39 protein-coding genes are annotated in these 21,582 nt (G+C 46.9%); all 39 read left to right on the top strand.

What is annotated here, in order from left to right; translation table 11 throughout:
* The first annotated feature begins 3 nt into the window (after positions 1-3).
* The gene (locus DW965_RS14625; RefSeq protein WP_330421213.1) at positions 4-468 is read left to right on the top strand and encodes a putative PDDEXK endonuclease; all 465 of its coding nucleotides are present in this window, start codon (positions 4-6) and stop codon (positions 466-468) included.
* The gene (locus tag DW965_RS14620) at positions 455-1,285 is read left to right on the top strand and encodes a phage replisome organizer N-terminal domain-containing protein (protein WP_119198539.1); all 831 of its coding nucleotides are present in this window, start codon (positions 455-457) and stop codon (positions 1,283-1,285) included. The genes DW965_RS14625 and DW965_RS14620 overlap by 14 nt, the downstream gene beginning before the upstream one ends.
* Before the next feature lie 99 nt (positions 1,286-1,384).
* Positions 1,385-1,801, top strand: a complete 417-nt coding sequence (locus tag DW965_RS14615) for a hypothetical protein (protein WP_119198538.1) — start codon at positions 1,385-1,387, stop codon at positions 1,799-1,801.
* A gap of 96 nt (positions 1,802-1,897) precedes the next feature.
* Complete coding sequence (locus tag DW965_RS19170; protein WP_158582877.1) at positions 1,898-2,047, top strand: hypothetical protein; 150 nt, start codon at positions 1,898-1,900, stop codon at positions 2,045-2,047.
* Between the two features lie 62 nt (positions 2,048-2,109).
* Complete coding sequence (locus DW965_RS14610; protein ID WP_119198537.1) at positions 2,110-3,312, top strand: hypothetical protein; 1,203 nt, start codon at positions 2,110-2,112, stop codon at positions 3,310-3,312.
* Positions 3,309-3,536 (top strand): hypothetical protein, encoded by a 228-nt coding sequence (locus DW965_RS14605; protein WP_119198536.1) that lies wholly within the window; start codon positions 3,309-3,311, stop codon positions 3,534-3,536. The genes DW965_RS14610 and DW965_RS14605 overlap by 4 nt, the downstream gene beginning before the upstream one ends.
* Before the next feature lie 16 nt (positions 3,537-3,552).
* A complete protein-coding gene (locus tag DW965_RS14600) occupies positions 3,553-4,107 on the top strand; it encodes a hypothetical protein (protein ID WP_119198535.1) in 555 nt (184 codons plus the stop codon).
* 7 nt (positions 4,108-4,114) lie between these two features.
* Positions 4,115-4,312: a hypothetical protein gene (locus tag DW965_RS14595; protein WP_118660082.1), complete on the top strand. Its 198-nt coding sequence runs from the start codon at positions 4,115-4,117 to the stop codon at positions 4,310-4,312.
* Between the two features lie 19 nt (positions 4,313-4,331).
* Positions 4,332-4,634: a hypothetical protein gene (locus DW965_RS14590; RefSeq protein WP_119198534.1), complete on the top strand. Its 303-nt coding sequence runs from the start codon at positions 4,332-4,334 to the stop codon at positions 4,632-4,634.
* Entirely contained in the window at positions 4,631-4,789 is a 159-nt protein-coding gene (locus tag DW965_RS19165; protein WP_158582875.1) for a hypothetical protein, read from the top strand. The genes DW965_RS14590 and DW965_RS19165 overlap by 4 nt, the downstream gene beginning before the upstream one ends.
* Before the next feature lie 88 nt (positions 4,790-4,877).
* Positions 4,878-5,498 (top strand): DUF4417 domain-containing protein, encoded by a 621-nt coding sequence (locus tag DW965_RS14585; RefSeq protein ID WP_119198553.1) that lies wholly within the window; start codon positions 4,878-4,880, stop codon positions 5,496-5,498.
* On the top strand, positions 5,499-5,891 hold the full coding sequence (locus tag DW965_RS14580) for a hypothetical protein (RefSeq protein WP_199681662.1): 393 nt from the start codon (positions 5,499-5,501) through the stop codon (positions 5,889-5,891).
* 5 nt (positions 5,892-5,896) lie between these two features.
* Complete coding sequence (locus DW965_RS14575) at positions 5,897-6,313, top strand: hypothetical protein (protein ID WP_147398802.1); 417 nt, start codon at positions 5,897-5,899, stop codon at positions 6,311-6,313.
* A 22-nt stretch (positions 6,314-6,335) separates the two neighbouring features.
* Positions 6,336-6,599 carry a hypothetical protein gene (locus tag DW965_RS14570; RefSeq protein WP_119198532.1) on the top strand — a complete coding sequence of 88 codons (264 nt, stop codon included), beginning with the start codon at positions 6,336-6,338 and terminating at the stop codon, positions 6,597-6,599.
* 14 nt (positions 6,600-6,613) lie between these two features.
* Positions 6,614-7,039, top strand: a complete 426-nt coding sequence (locus DW965_RS14565) for a terminase small subunit (protein WP_119198531.1) — start codon at positions 6,614-6,616, stop codon at positions 7,037-7,039.
* Positions 7,005-8,267 (top strand): PBSX family phage terminase large subunit, encoded by a 1,263-nt coding sequence (locus tag DW965_RS14560; RefSeq protein WP_119198530.1) that lies wholly within the window; start codon positions 7,005-7,007, stop codon positions 8,265-8,267. Before DW965_RS14565 ends, DW965_RS14560 begins: the two co-directional genes overlap by 35 nt.
* Entirely contained in the window at positions 8,267-8,458 is a 192-nt protein-coding gene (locus DW965_RS14555) for a hypothetical protein (RefSeq protein ID WP_119198529.1), read from the top strand. Before DW965_RS14560 ends, DW965_RS14555 begins: the two co-directional genes overlap by 1 nt.
* A 38-nt stretch (positions 8,459-8,496) precedes the next feature.
* Positions 8,497-9,906 (top strand): hypothetical protein, encoded by a 1,410-nt coding sequence (locus DW965_RS14545; RefSeq protein ID WP_243036647.1) that lies wholly within the window; start codon positions 8,497-8,499, stop codon positions 9,904-9,906.
* A 4-nt stretch (positions 9,907-9,910) separates the two neighbouring features.
* The gene (locus DW965_RS14540; protein WP_118660096.1) at positions 9,911-10,177 is read left to right on the top strand and encodes a phage holin family protein; all 267 of its coding nucleotides are present in this window, start codon (positions 9,911-9,913) and stop codon (positions 10,175-10,177) included.
* Between the two features lie 3 nt (positions 10,178-10,180).
* Positions 10,181-11,419 carry a phage minor capsid protein gene (locus DW965_RS14535; protein WP_119198526.1) on the top strand — a complete coding sequence of 413 codons (1,239 nt, stop codon included), beginning with the start codon at positions 10,181-10,183 and terminating at the stop codon, positions 11,417-11,419.
* Entirely contained in the window at positions 11,412-11,744 is a 333-nt protein-coding gene (locus tag DW965_RS14530; protein WP_147398491.1) for a CTP synthase, read from the top strand. The genes DW965_RS14535 and DW965_RS14530 overlap by 8 nt, the downstream gene beginning before the upstream one ends.
* Before the next feature lie 239 nt (positions 11,745-11,983).
* Entirely contained in the window at positions 11,984-12,268 is a 285-nt protein-coding gene (locus DW965_RS14520) for a DUF4406 domain-containing protein (RefSeq protein ID WP_119198524.1), read from the top strand.
* A gap of 90 nt (positions 12,269-12,358) precedes the next feature.
* Complete coding sequence (locus DW965_RS14515; protein ID WP_158582871.1) at positions 12,359-12,805, top strand: hypothetical protein; 447 nt, start codon at positions 12,359-12,361, stop codon at positions 12,803-12,805.
* Positions 12,802-13,062: a hypothetical protein gene (locus tag DW965_RS14510; protein WP_119198522.1), complete on the top strand. Its 261-nt coding sequence runs from the start codon at positions 12,802-12,804 to the stop codon at positions 13,060-13,062. Before DW965_RS14515 ends, DW965_RS14510 begins: the two co-directional genes overlap by 4 nt.
* Before the next feature lie 53 nt (positions 13,063-13,115).
* Positions 13,116-13,802: a hypothetical protein gene (locus DW965_RS14505; protein WP_118660108.1), complete on the top strand. Its 687-nt coding sequence runs from the start codon at positions 13,116-13,118 to the stop codon at positions 13,800-13,802.
* The gene (locus DW965_RS14500; RefSeq protein WP_147398801.1) at positions 13,799-14,011 is read left to right on the top strand and encodes a hypothetical protein; all 213 of its coding nucleotides are present in this window, start codon (positions 13,799-13,801) and stop codon (positions 14,009-14,011) included. The genes DW965_RS14505 and DW965_RS14500 overlap by 4 nt, the downstream gene beginning before the upstream one ends.
* A gap of 68 nt (positions 14,012-14,079) precedes the next feature.
* Positions 14,080-14,508, top strand: a complete 429-nt coding sequence (locus DW965_RS14495; RefSeq protein ID WP_119198520.1) for a hypothetical protein — start codon at positions 14,080-14,082, stop codon at positions 14,506-14,508.
* Between the two features lie 13 nt (positions 14,509-14,521).
* Positions 14,522-14,845 (top strand): hypothetical protein, encoded by a 324-nt coding sequence (locus DW965_RS14490; RefSeq protein WP_119198519.1) that lies wholly within the window; start codon positions 14,522-14,524, stop codon positions 14,843-14,845.
* Between the two features lie 101 nt (positions 14,846-14,946).
* On the top strand, positions 14,947-15,114 hold the full coding sequence (locus DW965_RS19160; RefSeq protein WP_158582869.1) for a hypothetical protein: 168 nt from the start codon (positions 14,947-14,949) through the stop codon (positions 15,112-15,114).
* On the top strand, positions 15,111-15,536 hold the full coding sequence (locus DW965_RS14485) for a hypothetical protein (protein ID WP_119198518.1): 426 nt from the start codon (positions 15,111-15,113) through the stop codon (positions 15,534-15,536). Before DW965_RS19160 ends, DW965_RS14485 begins: the two co-directional genes overlap by 4 nt.
* 409 nt (positions 15,537-15,945) lie before the next feature.
* Positions 15,946-16,608, top strand: coding sequence for a phage scaffolding protein (locus tag DW965_RS14480; protein WP_119198517.1), 663 nt, complete (start codon positions 15,946-15,948; stop codon positions 16,606-16,608).
* Positions 16,609-16,667: 59 nt separating this feature from the next.
* The gene (locus DW965_RS14475) at positions 16,668-17,696 is read left to right on the top strand and encodes a hypothetical protein (protein ID WP_119198516.1); all 1,029 of its coding nucleotides are present in this window, start codon (positions 16,668-16,670) and stop codon (positions 17,694-17,696) included.
* 14 nt (positions 17,697-17,710) lie between these two features.
* On the top strand, positions 17,711-18,193 hold the full coding sequence (locus DW965_RS14470) for a hypothetical protein (protein ID WP_119198515.1): 483 nt from the start codon (positions 17,711-17,713) through the stop codon (positions 18,191-18,193).
* Between the two features lie 205 nt (positions 18,194-18,398).
* Positions 18,399-18,950: a hypothetical protein gene (locus DW965_RS14465; protein ID WP_119198514.1), complete on the top strand. Its 552-nt coding sequence runs from the start codon at positions 18,399-18,401 to the stop codon at positions 18,948-18,950.
* Entirely contained in the window at positions 18,950-19,402 is a 453-nt protein-coding gene (locus DW965_RS14460) for a minor capsid protein (RefSeq protein WP_243036646.1), read from the top strand. The genes DW965_RS14465 and DW965_RS14460 overlap by 1 nt, the downstream gene beginning before the upstream one ends.
* Positions 19,386-19,895, top strand: coding sequence for a hypothetical protein (locus tag DW965_RS14455; RefSeq protein ID WP_119198512.1), 510 nt, complete (start codon positions 19,386-19,388; stop codon positions 19,893-19,895). Before DW965_RS14460 ends, DW965_RS14455 begins: the two co-directional genes overlap by 17 nt.
* A 63-nt stretch (positions 19,896-19,958) precedes the next feature.
* On the top strand, positions 19,959-20,492 hold the full coding sequence (locus tag DW965_RS14450) for a hypothetical protein (RefSeq protein WP_119198511.1): 534 nt from the start codon (positions 19,959-19,961) through the stop codon (positions 20,490-20,492).
* Positions 20,493-20,522: 30 nt separating this feature from the next.
* Complete coding sequence (locus tag DW965_RS14445) at positions 20,523-20,954, top strand: hypothetical protein (RefSeq protein ID WP_119198510.1); 432 nt, start codon at positions 20,523-20,525, stop codon at positions 20,952-20,954.
* Entirely contained in the window at positions 20,954-21,553 is a 600-nt protein-coding gene (locus tag DW965_RS14440) for a Gp15 family bacteriophage protein (protein ID WP_119198509.1), read from the top strand. Before DW965_RS14445 ends, DW965_RS14440 begins: the two co-directional genes overlap by 1 nt.
* The last annotated feature ends 29 nt before the right edge of the window (positions 21,554-21,582 follow it).

The following is a 21,582-nucleotide window of genomic DNA, read 5'->3' as shown; positions in this document are numbered from 1 at the left end:
AGCATGGAACTGTCAACAGAGTATCTCAGTATGGTTCAAAATTTTATACGTCACAAAAAGGCGGCTGGCTGGAGCCGCCGGAAAGGGGCAGAAATGCCGATCAACAGCAAACAGAAAGGGAAACGCTTCGAGTTGGAGCTTTCCAGAAAGTTCCGGGAGTATGGCTACACGGAGTCCCGCCGGACCGCGCAATACTGCGGGAACACCGGGGACGCATCCGATGTTGTAGGCCTCCCTGGAATCCACGTGGAAGCGAAACATCAAGAGCGAATGCAGCTCTATGATTGGATGGATCAGGCGAAACACGACGCGAAAGAAAGTGGAAAAGACGTTTTGCCCGCAGTATTTCACAAAAGAAACAATCATAAGATCCTGGTCACGATGGAACTCGACGACTGGATGACAATATTCCGCGAATACGAAGCGGGAATGAGTCTGAAAGAAGGTGCGGACGATGGGCGAGGTTAAGTGGGTTAAGATGTCGATAGACATGTTCGATAATCGAAAGATCAAGTATCTGCGCGGCCTGCCGGAGGGAAACAACATCGTTCTTATCTGGGTCATGCTGCTGACTCTGGCAGGGCGGTGCAATTCCAATGGATATATTTTCCTTACCGAAAACATCCCGTATACTCCGGCGATGCTCGCAAATGAGCTTGGATTCCCAGAAAGTACTATTCTGGTAGCCATGAAAGCGCTGGAAAGTATGGGAATGATAAGCCGAAACGAGGAAAACACGCTTCTGATCCCTGGATGGGAAGAACATCAGAACGTAGCCGCGTTGGAACAGATCCGGGCGAGCAACCGGAAGCGGCAGGCGCGGTACAGGGAACAGGCGAAAATAGAAGCTGTGGAGCAGGAAACACCACCGCCGGTAGAGGAGAAGCAAGAGGAACACGAAGAACCAGAAGAACCGAAGCCGTCGAAAAAGGCGGAGGAAACCAAAGAAGCAAAGATTCTTTTCGAGCGGTTGTGGAGCCTGTATCCGAACAAAAAAGGCAAGGGGCAGGTAAGTGATACAGCAAAGAAAAAACTGCTTAAAATCGGGCATGAAGAGCTTGAGAGAGCAATTCAGAGGTATAAGACGGAACTGGAAAAGGAGGACTGGAGAAAGCCGCAGTACGGCAGTACCTTTTTCAATTCTGGTTACTTGGATTATCTCGACGCGAATTATGAGCCGGGAAAAAGAGAGCCGACGAAGCAGCAGAAAGAAAACAAATTCAATAATTTTAACCAGCGTGACTATGATTTCACGGCGCTTGAGCAGGCATTGACAGGAGGTTAAGCATGGTATCAGTAATCAAAACAGCAATTATCTGCGCAACAGTAGCGTTTTGCTTCTTCCAGATGATGAAACGCTAAGAAAAGGACAGGGGAGGGACCTATGAGCAATAAATTGAAGAAAAAGCCGTCAACGCGGTTAAGCCCTGAGACGATGACAGCCGCAGAGGTAAGCGGGATCACAGGTGTCAAGCTCGAAATCCTGCGGAAATGGGTGGACAGGATGCAGAGAAACCTGTCCGAAGCCTACCAGAAAGAAGCACAGGAAAAGCTGCTGAAAGCAGAGGACTGCATCAGCGCGGCGAACGTCGTGTGCTCGGCACTGGCGATCTATGAGACATGGGGGTACAAAAAGGCGCTTGACCGGTACATGGACAACTACACTGCGGCAGTACGGAAGATGAACAGTGTAGGTCTGGCTAAGATGTACGAGGAGCTGCACGAAAAGACCGGCGCGACGCTGGAATTTGAGGATATGGATCTCGCAAAAGAGTTTGGCTTTGGAGGGGCGGAAGAATGAAAGAAAAGAAATACGATAAAAACAATTTCCCGGATGCTCTTCTGAAAGAATGGGATAAAACGAGAAAACAGATTCTCGGAAAGGCAGGAAAAGAGAATGGAGATCATCGGAATTGTTCTGTTCTGCGCGGTGATTCTCGCGTCAGCAAAACTAATGCTTGACCCGCCGGATCGGAAAAAAGATCCGAAAGAGGATGAGGAGCAAATTGAATTTCTGAACAAGTGGAACAAGAAACATAAAAAATAAAAAACACAAAGAAAGGAGCCAGCCTCCGGCCGGGGCAAGGGTATACCGGGCTTCTGAATGAAATGGGAGAATTAAGCACAGAAGAATGGAAAAAACAGAAAAAGGTACAGAGAGCAATCTTCACGGCAAAGCAGAATCTGCCGTATGAAGTGAAACTTCGTCGCCAAGCCAGAAGAGCATGGGAGTTCTGGGCAGAGATGGAAAGTCAGGATAAGAACTGTCATGTGATCGTAGGTGGATTGGACAGTATTACGCTGTATATCTGGTTGCACAGCCTCGGCATTCACGTTACAGGAATTACAGTGTCTGGCATTGAGGATCAGAGCATCCAAAAGGTACATAGAGCGCTGGGACTTGAGATTGTAAAATCGTATAAGAGCAAGGTCACGATCTTGAATGAGATTGGATTTCCGGTTATTAGCAAGAAGATCGCCGGGCGGATCAATACGCTACAGAACCCGACAGAAAACAATAAAACGGTGCGGCATGCGATTATCACCGGCGAATGCGGTGCTCAGGGGCATTATGCCAAAAACAGCCGCATGCAGTTGCCGCAGAAATGGCTGAGATTGTTTGGTGGTTATGAAAACGAGAACGAGGGTGTCAACTATGGCAAGCCTGAGCCGGACATTAAAATTTCGAACGAGTGTTGTTACTGGCTAAAAGAGAAACCTTGCGACGACTGGGCGAAGAACCATAACAGCAGTCCTTACCTTGGAATCATGGCAAGCGAAGGGGGACAGCGTGAAGAGGCGCTGATCGATCATGGTTGCAATTACTACGGAAAGACCGTGACGCGATCTGCTCCCTTTGCAATCTTTATGCGGCAGGATATCCTGCAGTTGGCTCTGGATATGGACCGCTGGTACCATGATCATCTGGCGCTGTTCGAGAAGCTGTATCATGCGCAGCCATACGGCCGGAATAAGGACGGAAGTCCGAAAGAATATGTTCCGCTGGAATCCATCGTACCGGAAATCTATGGAACGATAGCGAAGCGGCAGAATGGAGAACTATACACAACAGGAGCACAGAGAACCGGCTGTAGCATGTGCGGTTTTGGAATTCATCTGGAGCAGCGGCCGCATCGGTTTGACAAGCTCCGGGAGCGCAACCCGAAAGAATGGGAATTCTGGATGTATCGCTGTTGCACAGATCCAAACACTGGCGAAAAATATGGCTGGGGAAGGGTGCTGGACTATATCGGCGTGGAGTGGGAGGACATTCCGACGGTGCAGATGAGTTTGGAGGATTTTCTGAAATGAAAGAGTTGATTATAGATTGCTTTGCTGGCGGAGGCGGTGCATCCGTTGGCATTGAGATGGCACTGGGGAGACCGGTAGCGAAACAGGTGGCGCGGATCGGGAACAGCGTGGTGCCGATCATGGCGCAAAAGCTGGTAGAAGCAAACTGCCCATACCTAAAAGTAGGGGAGCGGGTGCCGAATCTGAATATCGATGACAGCCAGGGACAGTTGAGGTTTGCGTGAGGAAAAAGGAGGAAGAATGATAATTAAGAGTCAAAACAAAGATCTTGTGGTAGATACATACGGAAATGATTTCCGTATGTTCTGCGGATCGGATGGCCGGTACGCTATTGAGACAAGAGCGGGCGTATTGGGAGTCTATAAAACCAAAAAAAAAGAAGAAAAGGTCCTTGATGAAATCGCTGAGCAGATTGGATGTTGTAAAGCGGATGAGATCATCTGGGGCGATGGATTGGCGACCTCCGTGAAACGGTATATCAAGCTCTTGCAGAGGAATACGTATATCAAATGCCAGAAGAAGAGGAGGAAGATGATGCTGATTAGAAGACAGGACAAGAAAGCAATCTTCAATATTGATACTTGCAGAGTGCTTTATGTGGCTGAGACGGTTGGAGGTTGTTTTAAAATCTGCGCAGACCAATTCGAACAGCTTGGAACTTACAAAACAGAAGAAAGAGCAATGGAAGTTTTGGACATGATCGCAACGCAGAGTGCGTTATGCAACGCAGGAGTTGCTGTGTATTTAGTGGATGAAATCGAAAAAGCTTGGTATATGGATATGCCGGAGGAGTGAAGACAGAATGACGAAAGAAGAGCTTGTGATAGGGAACAGGTATAAGATCCGCCGCCCGTCAATCGCGGATGGCAACGTAAATTCGTATCAGTGGAGCGATGCAACTTTGGTTGATATCTCGACACATATTGCGGTGTTCAGTGTGGGAGAGTATTGCGTCACCTACAAATTCTGCCAGTTAAGAGATGAAGTAAAAGAAGCGTAACGCAGAAAGGAGCTGCACCATGAGTATTCGGAGCACATTTTTGAAAGATTACGGGATTTCGAAAGAACTTGGGGATAAGATCGTATCATATTGCAGAAACGCGCACGACTACGACCAGAATCTTATCTTGCAGGCCGCACAGAAGACTTGCCCAGAGATATCGAGCGCCCTGTTCGCGAATCTGACGCTTGGAATTGGGTATGACCGAATCAGCCAGGTGCAGTACATCCCAATGCAGCGGAAAGATTTCCAGGGATACAGGCGGAAGACAATCGAGGAGCTGTATAGATTGCTGCTTCTGCATGGGAAGGAGTTAGAATGATAATCGGAGGGAAAGAAGTAAGCGAAATTTTGGTGCGTACGAAAGAAAATGAGTTGATTGTAAGTATCACAGATAAAAACGTTATCGTAAAAAACGGTTATGATGTGGATCTTTGGCCATCAGAGGAGAAAAAATCCGAAGAAACGGAAAAATAATCTGATGTTAAGCACAAAAAGGGTACAATGAAAAGCTCCCATACCAGTACACTAAGAATAGAAGTGTATTAGTATGGGGGTGATTTTTATGCCTACAAACAAGACTTATGACAATCTCGAGAAAATGATCTTCTCCGGCGTGGGAGAGTACGGAATCCCCGAAATTATGCCGGAAGAATACAAGCCGTGTGAGTGGATCGGATTCAACTACGCGGCCAACACAACGAAAAGAGCCGGGAAAGGCGTTCATTTCTTCCTGGATGACTACCAGTTCGAACGTATATGGAACAACCCGGACAGGTATATTGAGGTACTGAGAGACTATGACTACGTGCTTTCACCGGATTTCAGCATGTACACGGACTTTCCGAAAGCCATGCAGATTTACAACCATTACAGAAAACACTGGTGCGCGGCATATATGCAGATGAATGGACTGCGTGTAATACCTACGATCGCATGGAGCGATGAAAGCTCGTTCGAGTGGTGCTTTGATGGCGAGCCGGTGGGAAGCGTGGTGGCAGTATCCAGTGTGGGAACGCAGAACAGCAAGGCGAAAAAGGCGGCATTCCTGCGGGGATATGAAGAAATGATGAAACGATTATCACCGGAGCGCGTGATCTTCTTCGGGAAAGTTCCGGAAGAACTGGAAGGGGACGTGGAAAAGGTCGCGGCATTTCAGGAGAGATACAAGAAGGAGGGAACCTAGATGGGGGGGGGGCGCGGAAGTAGCAGCAACTTACAAAACAGAAGCACCAAGCAATCATTAGAGGAGTTTCTGGGGAAAAGAGGACTTTCCTCTCCTATAAGTGATTACATGGTAGATAAGATGCGTATTCCTCATGGAATGACGCAGCGACAGCAGAAAAAATTAGAAAAAGATGCTGCAAAAGCAAGAGAAGAGTACGCCGCAAAGCGAGAATCAGCAATTAAGGAATACAATCAAAAAGTTGCATCTGGGCAAATTACACAACCAGGTAAGTATGATAAGTTACTGAAAACCGCGAAAGGTCATTCGGATAACGAATCCGTGCAGGCAGCCAGAAGAACGCTTACAAAACGCGGCATAGACTGGAAAACAGGAAAGAAATTGAAGAGGTAAACGATATGGGCGGACGAGGGGGGGCAAGTGGAATAGGCAGGAAAAGCCAATCCACGTTGGACCCGAAAGCAAAAGAGCAGACGATTACGACCTATTACCGCAGAAATTCAATCTACGGAGCACATTATGGAGATGACGTCTTTGAAGCTGTGGAGAGAAAGAACGAAAAAGGTGGAATTGAGATTGTAAAAGCATATGGAACGTTTGATAATAGTAACCCGAAAGCAAACACCAAGGACGTAACGTATAAAATTAAGCACGGTATTGTGAGCTGGCATGATTCTCGAGGAGTTGAGAGTTATGGAATCAATTGGGATAAGGTAAGTAGCGTATCCGGGCAAACCTACAACTTACGCGGAACACTGAAAGAAAAAGGCTTTCGGTGGGACGGTAAAACAAAGAGTTGGGTAAAGAAAAACTGATCGGTAGGACGGGGAGGACATTATGGCAAACCTAAACGCGATCATTAAAAAATTGCAACGTGCGCTAGTGAAGAACGGGCAAATCGTGAAGATAGGGACAACACAGTTCTATTCAAAGGAGCAAGAGAGGATGATAACCATGTATATACTGTCAACCCCTGTTGATTTTCTCGGAAAAGCTGGTGTATGGAAACAAATGGACTATCAGATCATCAGAACAGCATCACAGCTCGATTTGCTGAACTGTCTGGTAGATATGTGGAGGTCACTGCAAGAATGGCAATAGACAGAGGTGATTAGATGAGCGTAACAAAAAAACAAAAAGATTTCTGCCATGAGCTGATGGAATGCGGGAATAAGGCGGAAGCGGCAAGAAAAGCGGGGTATTCTGAGAAGACAGCACCGCAAATGGCAAGCGAGAACTTAAAAAAGCCGAATGTTAGAGAGTATTTACGCCATCTGGAAGAGCAAGTAGAGAGCGAAAAGGTCGCAACTATCAAGGAAATACAGGAATTTTATACTTCGGTTATGCGAGGTGAAATAAAGGATCAGTTTGGGCTTGAAGTGTCTATTGATACCAGAATGGCGGCAGGCCGGGAGCTTATGAAGCGAATTGAGCTGACTGAGAAAACGAAAGCAGGCGGCGAGGGCATTACGATCATCAACAATATTCCACGACCGGAGGGAAAGAATGGAAAGCAGCGTAAACGCAGTAAATCTAACTGACATCATCGCGCCTGCTTTCTATGCTGTTCATTGGGATATTCTTGACGGCAACCACACTTATTATGACCTGTACGGAGGACGCGGATCCACAAAGTCATCATTTGTAGGTATTGAAATTCCGCTCGGGATGATGATGGACGCGGAAAAAGGAGAGCATACAAATGCTGTGATATTCCGAAAAGTTGGGAATACCCTGCGAGAATCGGTGTTTGAGCAGATCGCATGGGGGATTGATGCACTTGGTGTGAATGATCTTTGGTCGGCGAGTGTAAGCCCGATGCAGTACACTTATAAGCCGACTGGACAAAAGATCATCTTTCGCGGACTGGATAAGGCAAAGAAAACGAAATCAATCAAGGCAAGCCGCGGATGGTTTAAATATCTGTGGTTTGAGGAACTTGACGAGTTCGCTGGAATCGAAGAAATCCGAACCGTACAGCAGTCCGTACTGCGTGGTGGCGATAAGTTCGTTGTATTCAAAACATTCAATCCGCCGATCAGCCGGAGCAACTGGGCGAACGTATACGTTGAAGAACCACGAGACGACAGTTACAGGCACAAGAGCGATTACACAAGCGTTCCTGTTGAATGGTTGGGGCAACAGTTCATTGACGATGCAGAACACCTCAAAAAGACCAACGAACGCGCGTATAAGCATGAGTATCTCGGTATTCCGGTTGGACTTGGAACGAATGTATTTGAGCTTCTTGAAATCAGAACCATTACGGATGAGGAAATACAGAAATTCCAGTCTATCTACCAGGGACAAGACTGGGGTTGGTATCCGGATCCGAAAGCATTTATTCGGGCGGCTTATATGCCTAATCAAGAAAAAGTGTATCTGCTTGACGAACTGGGCGGATGTAAGATCAGAAATACCGCCATGGCGAAGCAGATCAAAGATAAGAGCTATGATGATTATTCTATATACTGTGGTGTAGACGAAGAGGAAAGCATAGTAGACTTCCGAGATGCAGGACTTCCGGCTAGAAGAGCGCTTGTTACTCCGGGCAGCCGAAAATATACTTTCGAATGGCTCCAGTGCAGAACGATTGTTATTGATCCGGCACGGACACCACGAGCATACAAAGAAATCATCAAGTACGAACATGAAATTGATGCAAACGGAGAAGTGATAGCAGATTATCCAGACGGTGACGATCACTGGATAGATTCTCTCAGGTATGCTACATCTCCAATATCAATGCGCAGGGGGTATAGTGCATAATGTGCGAATTTTGCGATGAGCTGAAGAACTGGAAAACATTAGAAAGATTCGATCAGCGTGCACGGTACATCTATCAGTGCAAGCTGATCCGTAAGACGATGGTTGAGACACGAGCGGCCGGAAGCATCGATGGAACGCCGCATAATGTCAATTACTGCCCGATGTGCGGCAGAAAAGTGACAGAGGGCTAGGAATGGGACTGATAACAACTATTAAGAGGTGGCTAAGCATGTTTTTTCGAAGCGAAGCGGAGCAGACGTTTAACGTTGATACGATCGAATCCCCGGTAATGGATACGGTCATTAAAAAATGCGCGGCTGTTTATTCCGGAGAACCGCCGTGGAAAGATGTAAAAAACGGCATCCGAACAATCAATTTTGCAAAATCGTTAAGCTCCGAAACAGCGCGGCTTGCGACATTAGCAATCAAAATCACAATCGAGGGATCAGAACGGGCGGAATGGCTGCAGCAACAGACGGATGCAGTGTTTTTTAGTATCCGCAAATGGGTGGAATATGGCTGTGCGTATGGCACGGTAGTCATCAAGCCGAACGGGAAGACGTTGGATGTATTCACACCTGATGAAGTGCTTATAACCGATTATGACAACCAGAATATCACCGGAATGATATTCAAAGATACGTACACGCAAGGAAAATGGTACTACACGCGGCTGGAGTATCACCGATTTGCAGAAGAAAAGCAGGGCGAGGAAACAGTACGCCCTTACTATATTTCCAACCGGGCGTATCGGTCGAAATCTCCCGATTCAATCGGCGATCCGGTGGCGCTGAAAGATACGAAATGGTCTGAGCTTATGGCAGACTCCCCGCCGATCTTGAAAACGAACGGAGAAAGCCTGGACGGTCCGATGTTCGGCGTGTTCGTGACACCGCAGGCGAATAACGTAGATAAGTCTACGCCACTCGGCCTGCCGGTATATGCCGAAGCTCTGGAAGAACTGAAAGACCTTGATGTCGCGTACTCGCGCATGACCGGAGAAATCAATGACAGTGAACGAATCGTTCTAGCAGATGATCGGTTATTGTCTCCGGCTGGCACGCCGGTTAATAAGGTGAACCCGGGAGCTGCCGCAACAAAGAACTTGCCGAAGTACGTTCGAAACGTCTACGGCGATGGGCCGGATTCTTTCTACCAGGAAATCAACCCGACACTCAACACAGAAGTGAGGGTTAAGGGAATCAATGCGTTATTGTCGCAGATCGGCTATAAGGCTGGATTCTCCAACGGCTATTTCGTGTTCGACCAAAAAACCGGTATGGTAACAGCAACTCAGGTTGAATCCGATGACCGGCGGACGATCCAATACATCAAGGATGTTCGGGATCAGCTCGAGAAGTGCATGGATGCCGTCTATTACGCGCTGAGCGTCTATGCGGATCTGTACGGCGAGAGTCCGGCGGGAGAGTACGAAGTAACGTATGATTTCGGCGATATTACGTACAACCGCGAGGAGGACCGCGCACGCTGGTGGAATTACGTTAATGCCGGAAAAGTACCGGCGTGGATGTATTTCGTCAAGTTCGAGGGATTCTCGGAGGAAGACGCAAAGGCAATGGTCGAAGAAGCCACTCCGAAAGAGGATGAGCTTTTTGACAGCAAATATAAGGAGGAATGATAACATGGATATGAGTGGAGTAGCAACAGTAGTATGCATCACAGTAGTCTGCTATCTGGTAGGCATGGTGATGAAAGCAACGGATATTAGCAACAAGTGGATTCCGTGCGCAGTAGGATTGGCGGGAGCGGTGCTTGGCGTTGTTGGTATGTACACAATCCCGGACTTTCCGGCGCATGACGTGCTTAATGCGGTAGCCGTCGGCATTGTCAGCGGATTAGCAAGCACCGGAGCAAACCAGATCATCAAACAGGCACAGAAAGAGGAATAAGACATGCTTACCCCGGAGTATCTGCAGCACGCGGCAGAGGGCGCAGAAGCCATCACAGAGGATTTACACAACCGGATCATGCGGAAGATCGTCAAGGCGATTTTAACACGCATGGAACGCGGCGAAAACTACATGCTGACGGCGGCGGACAAGTGGAGAATCGAAGCACTGCAGGAAGCTGGCTATCTGCTGGAAGATATCCAGAAAGAGATAGCAAAGGCGACCAATCAGCAGCTATCAGAGATCAAATCAGCCTGCGTTGACGCGGGAATACAGACGCTCAAGTGGGACGACGCGGTATATAAGGCGGCTGGGCTGGTACCTACGCCGCTTCTTCTTTCCCCCACACTGATGCGCGTACTGGAAAGAGACTATAAGGCGACCGCGGGCACATGGCGGAACTTCACCCGGACGACCGCAGAAGAAGCGCAGAGACTTTTTATCAACGAGCTTGACAGCGCCTATCACAGGGTTCTGAGCGGCGGAGAGTCTTACGGCGCTGTGGTGGCTGATCTGATCGAGAAAGTGTCCGAGGAGGGGCTGACAGTCAAGTACCCGACAGGATACCGGCAGAGCCTTGAATCTGCGACCATGACCATCGTACGCACCGGTATAGCGCAGGCGGCGTGCGATGTATCAGAAGCGCGGATGGAGGAGATGGACTGGGATATTATTCTTGTTTCTGCTCATGTAGGCGCACGAACGGGAGACGGCGGGCAGAACCCGGGAAATCATCTTTGGTGGCAAGGACGATTCTATTCCCGAACCGGAAAAAACAAGAAATACCCGAATTTCTACGAGGTGACCGGATACGGCACCGGCGAGGGGCTGGGTGGCTGGAATTGCCGTCATAGCTTCGGATCGGGAGACGGAAAGAACAACCCATTTGACGCTAAGAACATCTCATACGCAGATAATCGTAAGGTTGAAGAAGCACAGAAGCGGCAACGATTGTTGGAGCGCAGAATACGAAACAGCAAAAGGCAAATTCAAACATTGCAATTTGCTATAGAAAACGCAAGCGACGATGAGACGAAAAGCAAATTGCAATGTAGAACAGAGCAAAAAGCTAATTTGCTTAGTAAGCAAAATAAAGCATATCGCAAGTTTTGCGAAGACAACAACCTGCGCCCTTATGATGAGCGATTGAAAATAGCCCATTGGGACCGAAAACAGGCAGCAAGAGCCGCAGCGGATGCACGGCGATATCAAAAACGCAAAAAGGAAAAAGCAGATGATTGAGACGATTAATCAAATCATGATTCTCTGCGGCTGGATAACTACAGTAGGTGGCGCGATTGTGGTTCTGACCGGAGCATGGAAGAAATTCAAAAAGCCAGAGAGGGATCTGGAAAAGAGGATGCAGACGATGGAGGAGGATATCAAGGATATCAAGTCAAAACTTGAGAAAGATTATACCTCTATCCGCACCCAACGAGATGATATGAATCTGATAATGAGGAGCATGTTCAATCTGATCGAAAATAAGATTACAGGGAACAACATCGAGGGCTTAAAAAAAACGAGGGAAGAACTTGTAAATGCGATGACCGACAAGAAAAATTAAGAGGGCTTATCTTGAAAGTGTATGAATTCACAGTACCGGAGCTGGAATATTTTCGCACGTATTGTAATTTTACGCGTGACGAACGTACACTTTTTGATTATCGGAGTAGGAATATTCCGCTTGAAAAGTGTGCGGAACTAATGAACATTTCTGTTTCTACGGCAAAACGGATCAGTAGAAACGTAAATACAAAAATCGTAAAAGTATGTTAAATTTATCAAAGAAAGAGGGTAAAAAGCATGAAATTATTTATTTCACAGCCTATGAAAGGTAAAACAGATGAAGAAATTTTGGCAGAGCGGGAAAATGCTATTTCAAAATTTAAAAATGTGGAAGTGATTGACTCGTTTTTTAAGGGTGCACCGCACGATGCAACCCCATTGTGGTATTTGGGGGAAAGCTTAAAATTATTAGGGAAAGCTGATGTGGTTTATTTTTGCAAAGATTGGGAGAAATACAATGGTTGCACAATTGAACATGAATGTGCGATGCGTTATGGCAAAAGAATTGTCTACGCTAACTAATAAATCTTTTTTGAGCCTTTTATGGGACTTTGACGAACTGTCAGAGTCCTTTTTTTACGCCTAAAATAAAGGTAGAAAGAGAACGGAGGAATGAATATGTATCCGTATATTGACCCGCAAGCATTTGCGAACGAACAGGCAATGTTGCAGCAGAGAATTAATCAGTTGGAACAGGCGAGAAACCAGCAGATGAGCATGTATGCACCACAAAGTCAGCAACAGCAGCAGGCGCAGACCAGCAACGTAAATTGGATACAGGTTGCAGGTATCGAGGGCGCAAGAAATCAGATTGTCCAGCCTGGACACACTGCCTGGATGATGGACAACAACAGCCCTGTGTTCTACGTTAAGTCTGTGGACGGAATGGGAAGCGCGACTTTCAAGGTATTTCAGTTCGCCGAGATCTCGCCAGAAGCCCTAAACCCGGCACAGAGCCAGCCGAAAGAAGAAAGACAAGAATATGTTACGCGGCAGGAATTTGACGCTCTGCTGACGCGATTAGGCGAAAAGCCGGAGAATAAGGAGGAACCCGTATGAATCCATTAATGAGCATGATAGGCAATATGGGCGGCGGTAACAACCCGATGGGCGCGATGATGCAGGCTATGCAGATGGTCAATAAGCTCAAACAGGCGGGCAACCCGCAGGCCGCAGTAGAACAGATGGCGCAGACTAACCCGAACGTCAAGAAAGCTATGGATATGTGCAAAGGTAAGAACCCAAAGCAGGTATTCGAGGACATGTGCAGACAGAACGGGATGGACCCGGGGCAGTTCTCTGGGCTGATGAAATAAGATATTAGGGCGGTGCACAGCCTTAATAAATAGAAGGATAAGGAGAAAGAACCATGACAGATGGAACAATGGGACTTAGCGCGGCTGATGTAGCAGCCGTAACGAGAAACAATGACGATGACTGGGGCGGTGGCTGCTGGTGGATCTGGATTATTCTGCTGGCATTTCTGTTCCCGATGATGGGCGGATGGAACCGTGGCGGCGTTGAGACTGGCGTGCAGGACAATTTCATTTCTGATGAATTTGTCAAACGTGACATTTTCAATACCAATCAGAACGTTTCCAACACAGCTTGCCAGACGCAGAGAGACGTACTGGAAAACCGGTATACCAATCAGCTCGGCTTACAGCAGGTGCAGGCGGCACAGCAGAATTGTTGCTGTGAAACACAGAAAGAGATCCTGCAGAGCCGATATGATGCGGCACTCATGGCACAGAATATGCAGGCTCAGATGGCACAGTGTTGCTGTGACATCAAAGAGAGCATTCTGGCCGACGGAAACGCAACCAGACAGATGATGCAGGAAAACACCATCCAGGCACTCAGGGATAAGCTGTCAGACCGTGACCGCGATCTGCAGAACGCGTACAATCAGATTTCACAGGTTTCGCAGACCCGTACAATCATTGATGCGGTACGCCCGACACCTACACCGGCTTATCTTACATGCTCCCCGTATTTTGCGTACAACATGACAGGATACGGCGGATGCTGCGGAAATGGCGGTAACGTGCTGTGATGAACACAAGCGAGCTGTCCGCACTCGATCTTCTGAACCTGTTCGGTGTATTCCTGCAGGCGATGAATTATCAGAGCGACCTGTCACAGGCAAGCAATGCGGATATCGCAAAACACCTACAGGAACAGGACAGAAAGTACCTTGACCGGATCATCGAAAACCAAAATAAAATAATCAGCATGTTGGAAGATTCCAAATCTACGAAATAGTAGTTGTGCAAAATTGCAGGGGTAGGCGTGGAGCTTACCCCTGTTTTGTTAAAAGAAGGAGAAAAATTATGTTAAATGTAATTGCCAAAGCAGAACAGACAGTAGCAGCAGGACAGAATATTGTATTCACAAATACCCGCGTAAAATCCCGTCGTTGTGGATGCTCCAGCGGATGGCTGAACCACATCGAGGGAAGCGGAATTTTCACAATCACGAACCGGACGAACCTTCCTATCGCGGTAGAATTACAGTTCAACGGAAACGTAACAGCGGCGGCAGCGGGCGCGACCGTGCTTACGCTGAAATTGAACGGAGAAGCGGTTGGAGGAACAGAGATGGATTATACCGTAGTTACTGCGAACACTTATCAGAATGTGAGCGCGGACACGCTAATCCCTGTACCGGCAGGAACAAGCCTTACTGTATCAGTCGGAAATATTTCTACAACCGAAGTCCTGGTAAAAGACGCGAACCTCATCATCAAAAAAGTTGCGTAGGGGGTGACGAATCATGATTACTTTCCGAAGCAAAACAGACGTAACAGATGCGGATGCTATTTTTTCGGAAATCAACAGCCGCTTCGTGGCAGCTATCATGATGCACGGCCAGATGGCAGATTATTTCGATTTTCTCGGGCTGAAAGGTTACAAACGGATACATGAGTACCAGCACATCGCAGAAAGCCTTGAGCGCCGTAAAGTGTGCCGATATTATATCGAACGGCACGGGAAAATTATTCCAGATGCGTTTTCTGGCGAGGTTAAAATGATTCCGGACGATGGTATGCCGCAAAAAGTATTTCCGTCGGAAAAGGCACTAAGCAGAAAGCCGTAGAGGATGGATTTTCCGCCTATCGTGAATGGGAAGAGGAGACAAAAGCGGTATATCAGAGCTATGCCGCAACGCTACTTGAAAAAGGAAATGTGGAAGATTTCATGCTTGTAACTTCGCTGATAGATGATGTGGGCGATGAACTGAAAGAGGTTGACAAAATTATTCTTGATCTGATCTCGACCGGCTATGATATGGTCCATATCACTGATTCGCAGAAAGAATTGAACGAAAAATACAAAAAACGCATGAAAGGAATCGAGGTTGAATGATGGGAAACGTGAAAGAAGTGCTGGAAGATCAGCTTGAAAGAGAAAAAAAGTCTGCGATGCAGAAGCTTACAACAGATAACCTTGACGCAATGTTCAAAATCACAACCACACTGTGCAATATTCGGAAAATGGAGTGTGAGAGCATTCCATCTGTCATGATGGATGCATCAGAGACACTGATTAAGAAGTACAGCAACGGAAAATATGATAAGAATATTGATGCATTGTATGACGAATACATTGCGGCAAAAATGGCGTACCAGGAACACGGAGACGCGGCGCACAAAGATAAGCTTATGGATTCCGTCGGCCGCCTGATGGTTGAGGTGTTCGATATGTTGCAAGCGATGATTCTTGATGCGGATTTCCGCGACGAAAGACAGGCTATCATGCAGCAGATTCGAAAACTTGCTGATTCATGACAACAAGATGGGTACAACGAAAAATATCATATGTAGTACGATAGGAGCGTGAAAAGAAGTTGGGATGGGCTTGTAAGTCATTTTGATGTTCAATTCACCTCCTTTCGACGTTCTAGGGGATCCTGTTAAGAGCCTGCACAAGGCTCGGAACGTGTCTGAAATATGCCGCGTTTTCCGTTCCTCAAGCCTTTCTGAAAACGCGGCGTGTTTCTTATTGCTATGAATTACACAATTGGGAAACAGTAATGGAAAGCTGGCATCATCCCCCTTGATTCTGCCATAAGATGCTGGATCTTTGGACTGCTTGATAGGTTCGAATCCTATTTTCCCATTACCCCGGCAGAGGTTGATCTGCCTAAATCCATTACTGCCGACGGGCAGTTAAAAACAACGTTTAGGAGGATAGAAAATGCAGAATTACGAAGCAATTCTTTCAGAACTCGAAATCGAGATTCCGGAAGACAAAAAAGCAGATCTGAAAAAGAAGATGGAAGAAAACTATCGGACCAAATCAGATTATGACAAGGTAGTTACAAAGCGTGATGAGTACAAGAACTCGCTGGACGATGTGCAGAAAGAGCTGGAGGGATTCAAAGACGTGAACGTCGAAGAATTACAGACGAAAGTTACAACCCTCACCACACAGCTCAACGAAGAGAAAGCTGGACGGGCAGCAGATGCCAGAAAGGCAGAAGTCGAAAAACAGGTAAATGATTTCTTGACGGCTACAGACGAAAAGGGAGCGAAGAAATACGAGTTTTTGAACGATATTACTGCCGACTACTACCGCGCAGAGCTTACAAAAGCGCTGGATGCTGATTCTGCAAAAGGAAAGTCTATTTCGGATATCTTCACAGAGATGATTACCGACAAGGACGGAAAACAGAAAGCAGGGATTTTCGCGGATGCCGGAGCCAAAAAGGCAAAGAGCAATGCAGCAAAGTTCACACAGCCTACAACCGGCGGCAATGGCGGCGAGATTACGAAAGAAACTTTCCGCAAAATGAATCTTGATGAAAGACTCAAATTAAGAGAAGAAGATCCCGAGCTGTACGAAGCACTCTCGAAATAACACCGTTATCACGCGATAACGCTTGACCGCAAAAAGTTACGCGGTAGAAAGGAAACACAATGCCAAGAACTGGTACTTTTGGCGGCTTTTCGTTTGATCCGGAGGTGTTCTCCGACTACATGAGCGAGCAGCCGACCTGGAATGACCGAATCTTAGCGTCTGGAATCCTTGTACAGGATCAGACGATCATGGATCTGATCGGAACAAAAGGAAACGTTGCAACACTTCCGTTCTATATTCCGATTGATGAAGATGAATCTCACGCGCTCAACAATGATGGTGAAACCGACAACACCCCGACAGAGATCAGCGGAAAGAAACAGACTTGTATGCTGACCCAGCGTATGAAAGCATGGAAAGCCCAGGATTTCACAAAGGAGCTGACCGGCGCTGACCCGATGACGCATGTTGCGAATTCCGTTGCTGGATTCTATCGACAGGTAAGAACCCGTGATCTCATGTCTATTGTTGATGCGGTTCTTTCACTGGACGGGATGAAAGACCATGTTACTGATCTTTCGGCGACGGCATCTTCTGGGGTTACAACCGTAACCGATGCAAACAAAATCAATGATACAACACTGATTTTCGCGCAGCAGAAAGCAGTTGGAGACGCAGACGAGAATATGGGTCTGCTGGTCCTTAACTCTTACATCTATGCTCGATACAAGGCTATGGGGCTGGTTGATTACAACAAGTACACAATCACAAATGCTATCGAACGAGATGTTGAGCTTCCGACGATCGGCGGATTCATTCCGGTTGTATCTGATCGCTTCACTGTAGACACATCTACAGATGTTCCGATCTATAAGAGCTATATGATCGGATCTGGAACGGTGCTCACTTGTGATAAGACTAACTACGAGAACCCGTACTATGCAGACTACGATCCGGAAACCAAAGCCGGTATTCGCAAGCTCTACACAAAACAGGGCTACGTACTGCATCCGAACGGATTCTCAATCAATGCAAATAAAATCGCAAAAGAATCCCCGACCACTGCGGAACTCGGAGCAAAAGCGAACTGGTCACTTGCATTCAATCACAAAAACATCCGTATGGGACTGATTAAGTCCAACGGTTGACGGAGGTATCTGGCATGGCATATGCAGACTATGAATTTTATATAACTTCATATTTTGGCGATACCGTGCCAGAATCCGACTTTCCGCGGTACGCCGAGCGGGCAAGTGATCGAATTGATATTCTGACATTCGACCGGCTTGCAGACGGGCTGCCGGAAAACGAACGGGCGCAGAAAAAGATCAAGAAAACGGTCTGTACACTGGCGGATGCGTTTTTTCAGATCGACACCGTAAAAAATGCCGCGATGGAAACAGTAGGAACCGTAAAGAGAGAAGATGGAACGGTCATCAATAAGGCCGTTTCTTCGATTTCTTCCGGCAGTGAAAGCATCTCCTACGTGACCGGAACCAGCGGTACAAATTCCAGCGTCTACGGACAAGCGGCGATGGACAAAAAGGTAGAAAACGTGCTCGTGACACAGATTATTCTCGAAAATCTACAGGGCGTTATGACGGATGACGGCGTTCCGGTCCTGTATGCAGGAATGAGGTTGTGAGATGGGTGGAAGAGGTAGCAACAGTGGAATGATGAAAACTGTAAACGGTAAGACGGTAAAACGCTTCAATACCCCCCTAAAGGCTGGAAACCCGTAGAAAATGCTCTTACGAATCCCAAAGGCTATACGTGTACTCGAATGGAAAATCACGTTTTAGCGGTCAATATGAAACGGCGCTTGTAAAGAATAAGAAGTAGGTGAAACCATGTATGATGAAACCATAACTCTTTTCAATCGGTACGAAGATCAAACCGGGAATGTATTCTGGTATCCGACCGTGCTGCAGCATGTGGATCTTATCACGGATAAGGTCGCAAATATTGTCCGAACCGGCATTGACAGTGCCGATACGGCCAGCCTTCACGTGGCGTACACGCCATATAACGGCACAATTATGGTGCAGGGAAAGAAGTGGTTATCACCGAAAGCCTGGAAAGCTCAGACGAATGAAGAACTCCCGGGAACAATCACTTTTGCTAACGAAGATTTTTTCGTGCTCGGCGATTACTGCGTCAAGAAAGAACAGGCTTATCTTATCGACAATAACGGAGCATACGTGCAGGATCACGAGAAAAGGCCGATTTCCACAATTGTTGAACGGCAGATGTACGGCGTGGTGAAAGACGCGGAATACACAAGCAGAGTAGACCGCGGCTTCTATGACTACATGAACAAAAAATACGATAATGTGTTTTCCATCAGCAATGTAGGCGGTCCGTACAGGCTTATTCCTCATTTTGAAATAGGGGGAAAATAATGAGCAATACGAAACATTTCCCCAGTTTTTCGGTCGTGAATGGACATGTTAAGGTACAGGTAGACCTTACGAGGTTTGACAAGCAGTTCCAGGAAGCGCAGTTCTGGCTTGATGGACAGGTTATGAATGATATGATCCCGTACATGCCTTTTCGTGACGGAATCATGGTGGATGCAACCAGAGTGCGCAGTGCATCCATGCAGGGCACTGGAAAGGTGTGCGCAGGCGCTCCACCGTATGGACGGTTCCTGTACGAGGGAAAACTTATGGTTGATCCAGAGACGCGTTCAGCGTGGGCGAGACCTGGCGCAAAAAAAGTTGTTACTGATACACCACTGAAATTCGATAGAACCGCGCATCCGTCTGCAACGGATCACTGGTTTGACGCGGCAAAGGCGGCACACGGCAAGCAATGGGTGAAAGGAGTGAAGAAACGTGCCGGAGGAGGTTAAAAAGCTCGTTACGTACGATGTTGACGGTTATGACATCGTAACAAAAGCACTTGAAACTGTTCTGAACATTTTCCCCGGACTTCAGCCGAACGAAAAGATCAAGTTTTCGTCGCTCAAAGAGGATGAAGGGATTGCATTCTATCCAGTTAGCGGGGCGGTTGTCGCATCGGAAAAAAAATCGGTCACTGGGATGGTAGATCAGCTCTGTAATTACCCGTTTTTTGTGGTGTACCGTTCCGCACCTACAACGCCGGGAGTCAAGACGGAAATCAAGGAATTTTTGGACACTCTCGGGAAGTGGTTGGAAAAACAGCCCGTACAGGTGGATGGAAAAGAATATCATCTTGATTCTTACCCGACACTTACAGAAGGAAGAGCTATTGAATCTATAACCCGCCTTACGCCATCTTATCTTGATACGGTGGCAGAGAACAAAGTGGAAGACTGGGTTATCAGTATGTCCTTAAAATATCGAAAGAAATTCAAAAAATAATCATACCGGCACCGATTCGGCAGCCGCTGACCGCGAAAAGTTACGCGGTAGAAAGGAAAAAACATGTCTAAACTTGAGCGTGAAGCAATGGCCACTTACCTTGATTCGACTTTCAAGAGAGTCGTGGCATCCGCAAGCTGGGTGCTGGTAGGTGACGATATCGAGGATATGTCCGTAGAGCTTAACCCGGACACAGAAACAACCAAAAACATTCTCGGACAGACAAAAACGAGAGACAACGGATATGAGCCGTCTATGGACGCTGACCCGTTCTATGCTGATCCGGATAACAAGCTGTATCCGGTGCTGCGAGATATTGCCCTCGAGCGTAAAAAAGGCGATGCTTGTAAAACACTTATGCTGGAAGTCATCGTGGAGGACACAGCGGCGACCAATCATCTTGCGTACGTGCGTGAGGTCATCGTAAAACCGCAGTCTTACGGCGGCGATACTGCAGGCCTTAATATCCCGTTTGCTGTTTCCGAGGATGGGAAATTCACCAAAGGATACGTAAGCGCAGCTTCTCTTAAAACCGGAACTCCGGAATTTAATGAGGGCGCAGCGCCAGTTTCCGATAAAAGCACATCCCTGGCGTAAGATCACACACGAATAGAAAGGAGCTTTTAGATGAGCAATAAACTGGTAAAACCGCAGAGTAACGACATCATTATTGATGATGGCTTAAAAACTTATTATATCAAAAATAAGCAGGGCCATGTATACGGGAAATTTGATTTTCGACCGTCCGACACCAATCTTATCTCACGATATGATGAGGTTGTAGAACATCTGAACAGCTTTTCAGTGCCGGAAAACGAACCGGTGGACATTAAAAAGGTTGAAAGCATGGTTGCTGATGAGCTTTCCTATCTGATCGGATCGGATTCGAAAGAATCATTTTTCAGCATCTTAGGCCCGTTCTCTCCGCTTGCTTCTGGAAAACTGTTTTTCGAAGAAGTTGTTGACGCTATCGGCCGCGTGATCGAAACTGAGACCGAACACAGGGCGAAGAAAGTTCGAACACGTATGAATAAATACGTTGCTAAATATCGTAAATAATGGACGCGTGGAGCCTTCCGACATCGCTCAACGTTGCAGGAAAAGAATATCCAATACGCTCAGATTACCGAGTGGTATTGGATATTTTGCAATGTATGAACGATCCCGAGATTTTCGAACCAGATATGACCGAGGACGAAAAGAGGGCTGAACAGGTCATAAGTATGTTAGCTATCCTCTATATTGATTTTGACGATATGCCACCCACCGAATGGGAAGAAGCATCAGAAAAAGCATGTGAATTTATTGACTGCGGATTTTCAGAGGACACAAAGCGAAAAAGGCCAAAATTAATGGACTGGATACAGGATGCAACCATTATTATTCCGTCTATCAATAAGGTTGCCGGAAAAGATGTGCGCGGTCAGAAGTATCTGCACTGGTGGACTTTTTTTGCATTCTACGTGGAGATCGGCGAAGGCACGTTTGCGACCGTGGTAAGTATCCGAGATAAAAAAGCCAAAGGAAAGAAACTGGACAAGTGGGAACAGGAATATTACAGAGATAACAAGACTATCATCGATCTCAAATCGGCAAGCGGCCAGAGAAGCGAAGAAGAAAAAGCAGCTCTTAGAGAGCTTTTCGGAATATCAAAATAACTGCCGGAGCATACGGAGCACCGGCATAA

Origin of the sequence: Blautia sp. AM47-4, assembly GCF_003479865.1 — a bacterium.
GTDB lineage: Bacteria > Bacillota > Clostridia > Lachnospirales > Lachnospiraceae > Fusicatenibacter > Fusicatenibacter saccharivorans.
This window is presented reverse-complemented; position numbering and strand designations above follow the sequence as displayed.

Coding starts and splice junctions, on each gene's coding strand:
- DW965_RS14590 (WP_119198534.1), top strand. CDS start 4,332: ATGAGTATTCGGAGCACATTTTTGAAAGATTACGGGATTTCGAAAGAA.
- DW965_RS14535 (WP_119198526.1), top strand. CDS start 10,181: ATGCTTACCCCGGAGTATCTGCAGCACGCGGCAGAGGGCGCAGAAGCC.
- DW965_RS14580 (WP_199681662.1), top strand. CDS start 5,499: ATGGGGGGGGGGCGCGGAAGTAGCAGCAACTTACAAAACAGAAGCACC.
- DW965_RS19170 (WP_158582877.1), top strand. CDS start 1,898: ATGGAGATCATCGGAATTGTTCTGTTCTGCGCGGTGATTCTCGCGTCA.
- DW965_RS14540 (WP_118660096.1), top strand. CDS start 9,911: ATGGATATGAGTGGAGTAGCAACAGTAGTATGCATCACAGTAGTCTGC.
- DW965_RS14605 (WP_119198536.1), top strand. CDS start 3,309: ATGAAAGAGTTGATTATAGATTGCTTTGCTGGCGGAGGCGGTGCATCC.
- DW965_RS14440 (WP_119198509.1), top strand. CDS start 20,954: ATGGACGCGTGGAGCCTTCCGACATCGCTCAACGTTGCAGGAAAAGAA.
- DW965_RS19160 (WP_158582869.1), top strand. CDS start 14,947: ATGCTTGTAACTTCGCTGATAGATGATGTGGGCGATGAACTGAAAGAG.
- DW965_RS14595 (WP_118660082.1), top strand. CDS start 4,115: ATGACGAAAGAAGAGCTTGTGATAGGGAACAGGTATAAGATCCGCCGC.
- DW965_RS14625 (WP_330421213.1), top strand. CDS start 4: ATGGAACTGTCAACAGAGTATCTCAGTATGGTTCAAAATTTTATACGT.
- DW965_RS14545 (WP_243036647.1), top strand. CDS start 8,497: ATGTTTTTTCGAAGCGAAGCGGAGCAGACGTTTAACGTTGATACGATC.
- DW965_RS14600 (WP_119198535.1), top strand. CDS start 3,553: ATGATAATTAAGAGTCAAAACAAAGATCTTGTGGTAGATACATACGGA.
- DW965_RS14490 (WP_119198519.1), top strand. CDS start 14,522: ATGATTACTTTCCGAAGCAAAACAGACGTAACAGATGCGGATGCTATT.
- DW965_RS14575 (WP_147398802.1), top strand. CDS start 5,897: ATGGGCGGACGAGGGGGGGCAAGTGGAATAGGCAGGAAAAGCCAATCC.
- DW965_RS14565 (WP_119198531.1), top strand. CDS start 6,614: ATGAGCGTAACAAAAAAACAAAAAGATTTCTGCCATGAGCTGATGGAA.
- DW965_RS14610 (WP_119198537.1), top strand. CDS start 2,110: ATGGGAGAATTAAGCACAGAAGAATGGAAAAAACAGAAAAAGGTACAG.
- DW965_RS14615 (WP_119198538.1), top strand. CDS start 1,385: ATGAGCAATAAATTGAAGAAAAAGCCGTCAACGCGGTTAAGCCCTGAG.
- DW965_RS14480 (WP_119198517.1), top strand. CDS start 15,946: ATGCAGAATTACGAAGCAATTCTTTCAGAACTCGAAATCGAGATTCCG.
- DW965_RS14450 (WP_119198511.1), top strand. CDS start 19,959: ATGTCTAAACTTGAGCGTGAAGCAATGGCCACTTACCTTGATTCGACT.
- DW965_RS14530 (WP_147398491.1), top strand. CDS start 11,412: ATGATTGAGACGATTAATCAAATCATGATTCTCTGCGGCTGGATAACT.
- DW965_RS14470 (WP_119198515.1), top strand. CDS start 17,711: ATGGCATATGCAGACTATGAATTTTATATAACTTCATATTTTGGCGAT.
- DW965_RS14475 (WP_119198516.1), top strand. CDS start 16,668: ATGCCAAGAACTGGTACTTTTGGCGGCTTTTCGTTTGATCCGGAGGTG.
- DW965_RS14510 (WP_119198522.1), top strand. CDS start 12,802: ATGAATCCATTAATGAGCATGATAGGCAATATGGGCGGCGGTAACAAC.
- DW965_RS19165 (WP_158582875.1), top strand. CDS start 4,631: ATGATAATCGGAGGGAAAGAAGTAAGCGAAATTTTGGTGCGTACGAAA.
- DW965_RS14620 (WP_119198539.1), top strand. CDS start 455: ATGGGCGAGGTTAAGTGGGTTAAGATGTCGATAGACATGTTCGATAAT.
- DW965_RS14465 (WP_119198514.1), top strand. CDS start 18,399: ATGTATGATGAAACCATAACTCTTTTCAATCGGTACGAAGATCAAACC.
- DW965_RS14515 (WP_158582871.1), top strand. CDS start 12,359: ATGAATATGTATCCGTATATTGACCCGCAAGCATTTGCGAACGAACAG.
- DW965_RS14495 (WP_119198520.1), top strand. CDS start 14,080: ATGTTAAATGTAATTGCCAAAGCAGAACAGACAGTAGCAGCAGGACAG.
- DW965_RS14570 (WP_119198532.1), top strand. CDS start 6,336: ATGGCAAACCTAAACGCGATCATTAAAAAATTGCAACGTGCGCTAGTG.
- DW965_RS14520 (WP_119198524.1), top strand. CDS start 11,984: ATGAAATTATTTATTTCACAGCCTATGAAAGGTAAAACAGATGAAGAA.
- DW965_RS14555 (WP_119198529.1), top strand. CDS start 8,267: ATGTGCGAATTTTGCGATGAGCTGAAGAACTGGAAAACATTAGAAAGA.
- DW965_RS14460 (WP_243036646.1), top strand. CDS start 18,950: ATGAGCAATACGAAACATTTCCCCAGTTTTTCGGTCGTGAATGGACAT.
- DW965_RS14560 (WP_119198530.1), top strand. CDS start 7,005: ATGGAAAGCAGCGTAAACGCAGTAAATCTAACTGACATCATCGCGCCT.
- DW965_RS14585 (WP_119198553.1), top strand. CDS start 4,878: ATGCCTACAAACAAGACTTATGACAATCTCGAGAAAATGATCTTCTCC.
- DW965_RS14485 (WP_119198518.1), top strand. CDS start 15,111: ATGATGGGAAACGTGAAAGAAGTGCTGGAAGATCAGCTTGAAAGAGAA.
- DW965_RS14505 (WP_118660108.1), top strand. CDS start 13,116: ATGACAGATGGAACAATGGGACTTAGCGCGGCTGATGTAGCAGCCGTA.
- DW965_RS14445 (WP_119198510.1), top strand. CDS start 20,523: ATGAGCAATAAACTGGTAAAACCGCAGAGTAACGACATCATTATTGAT.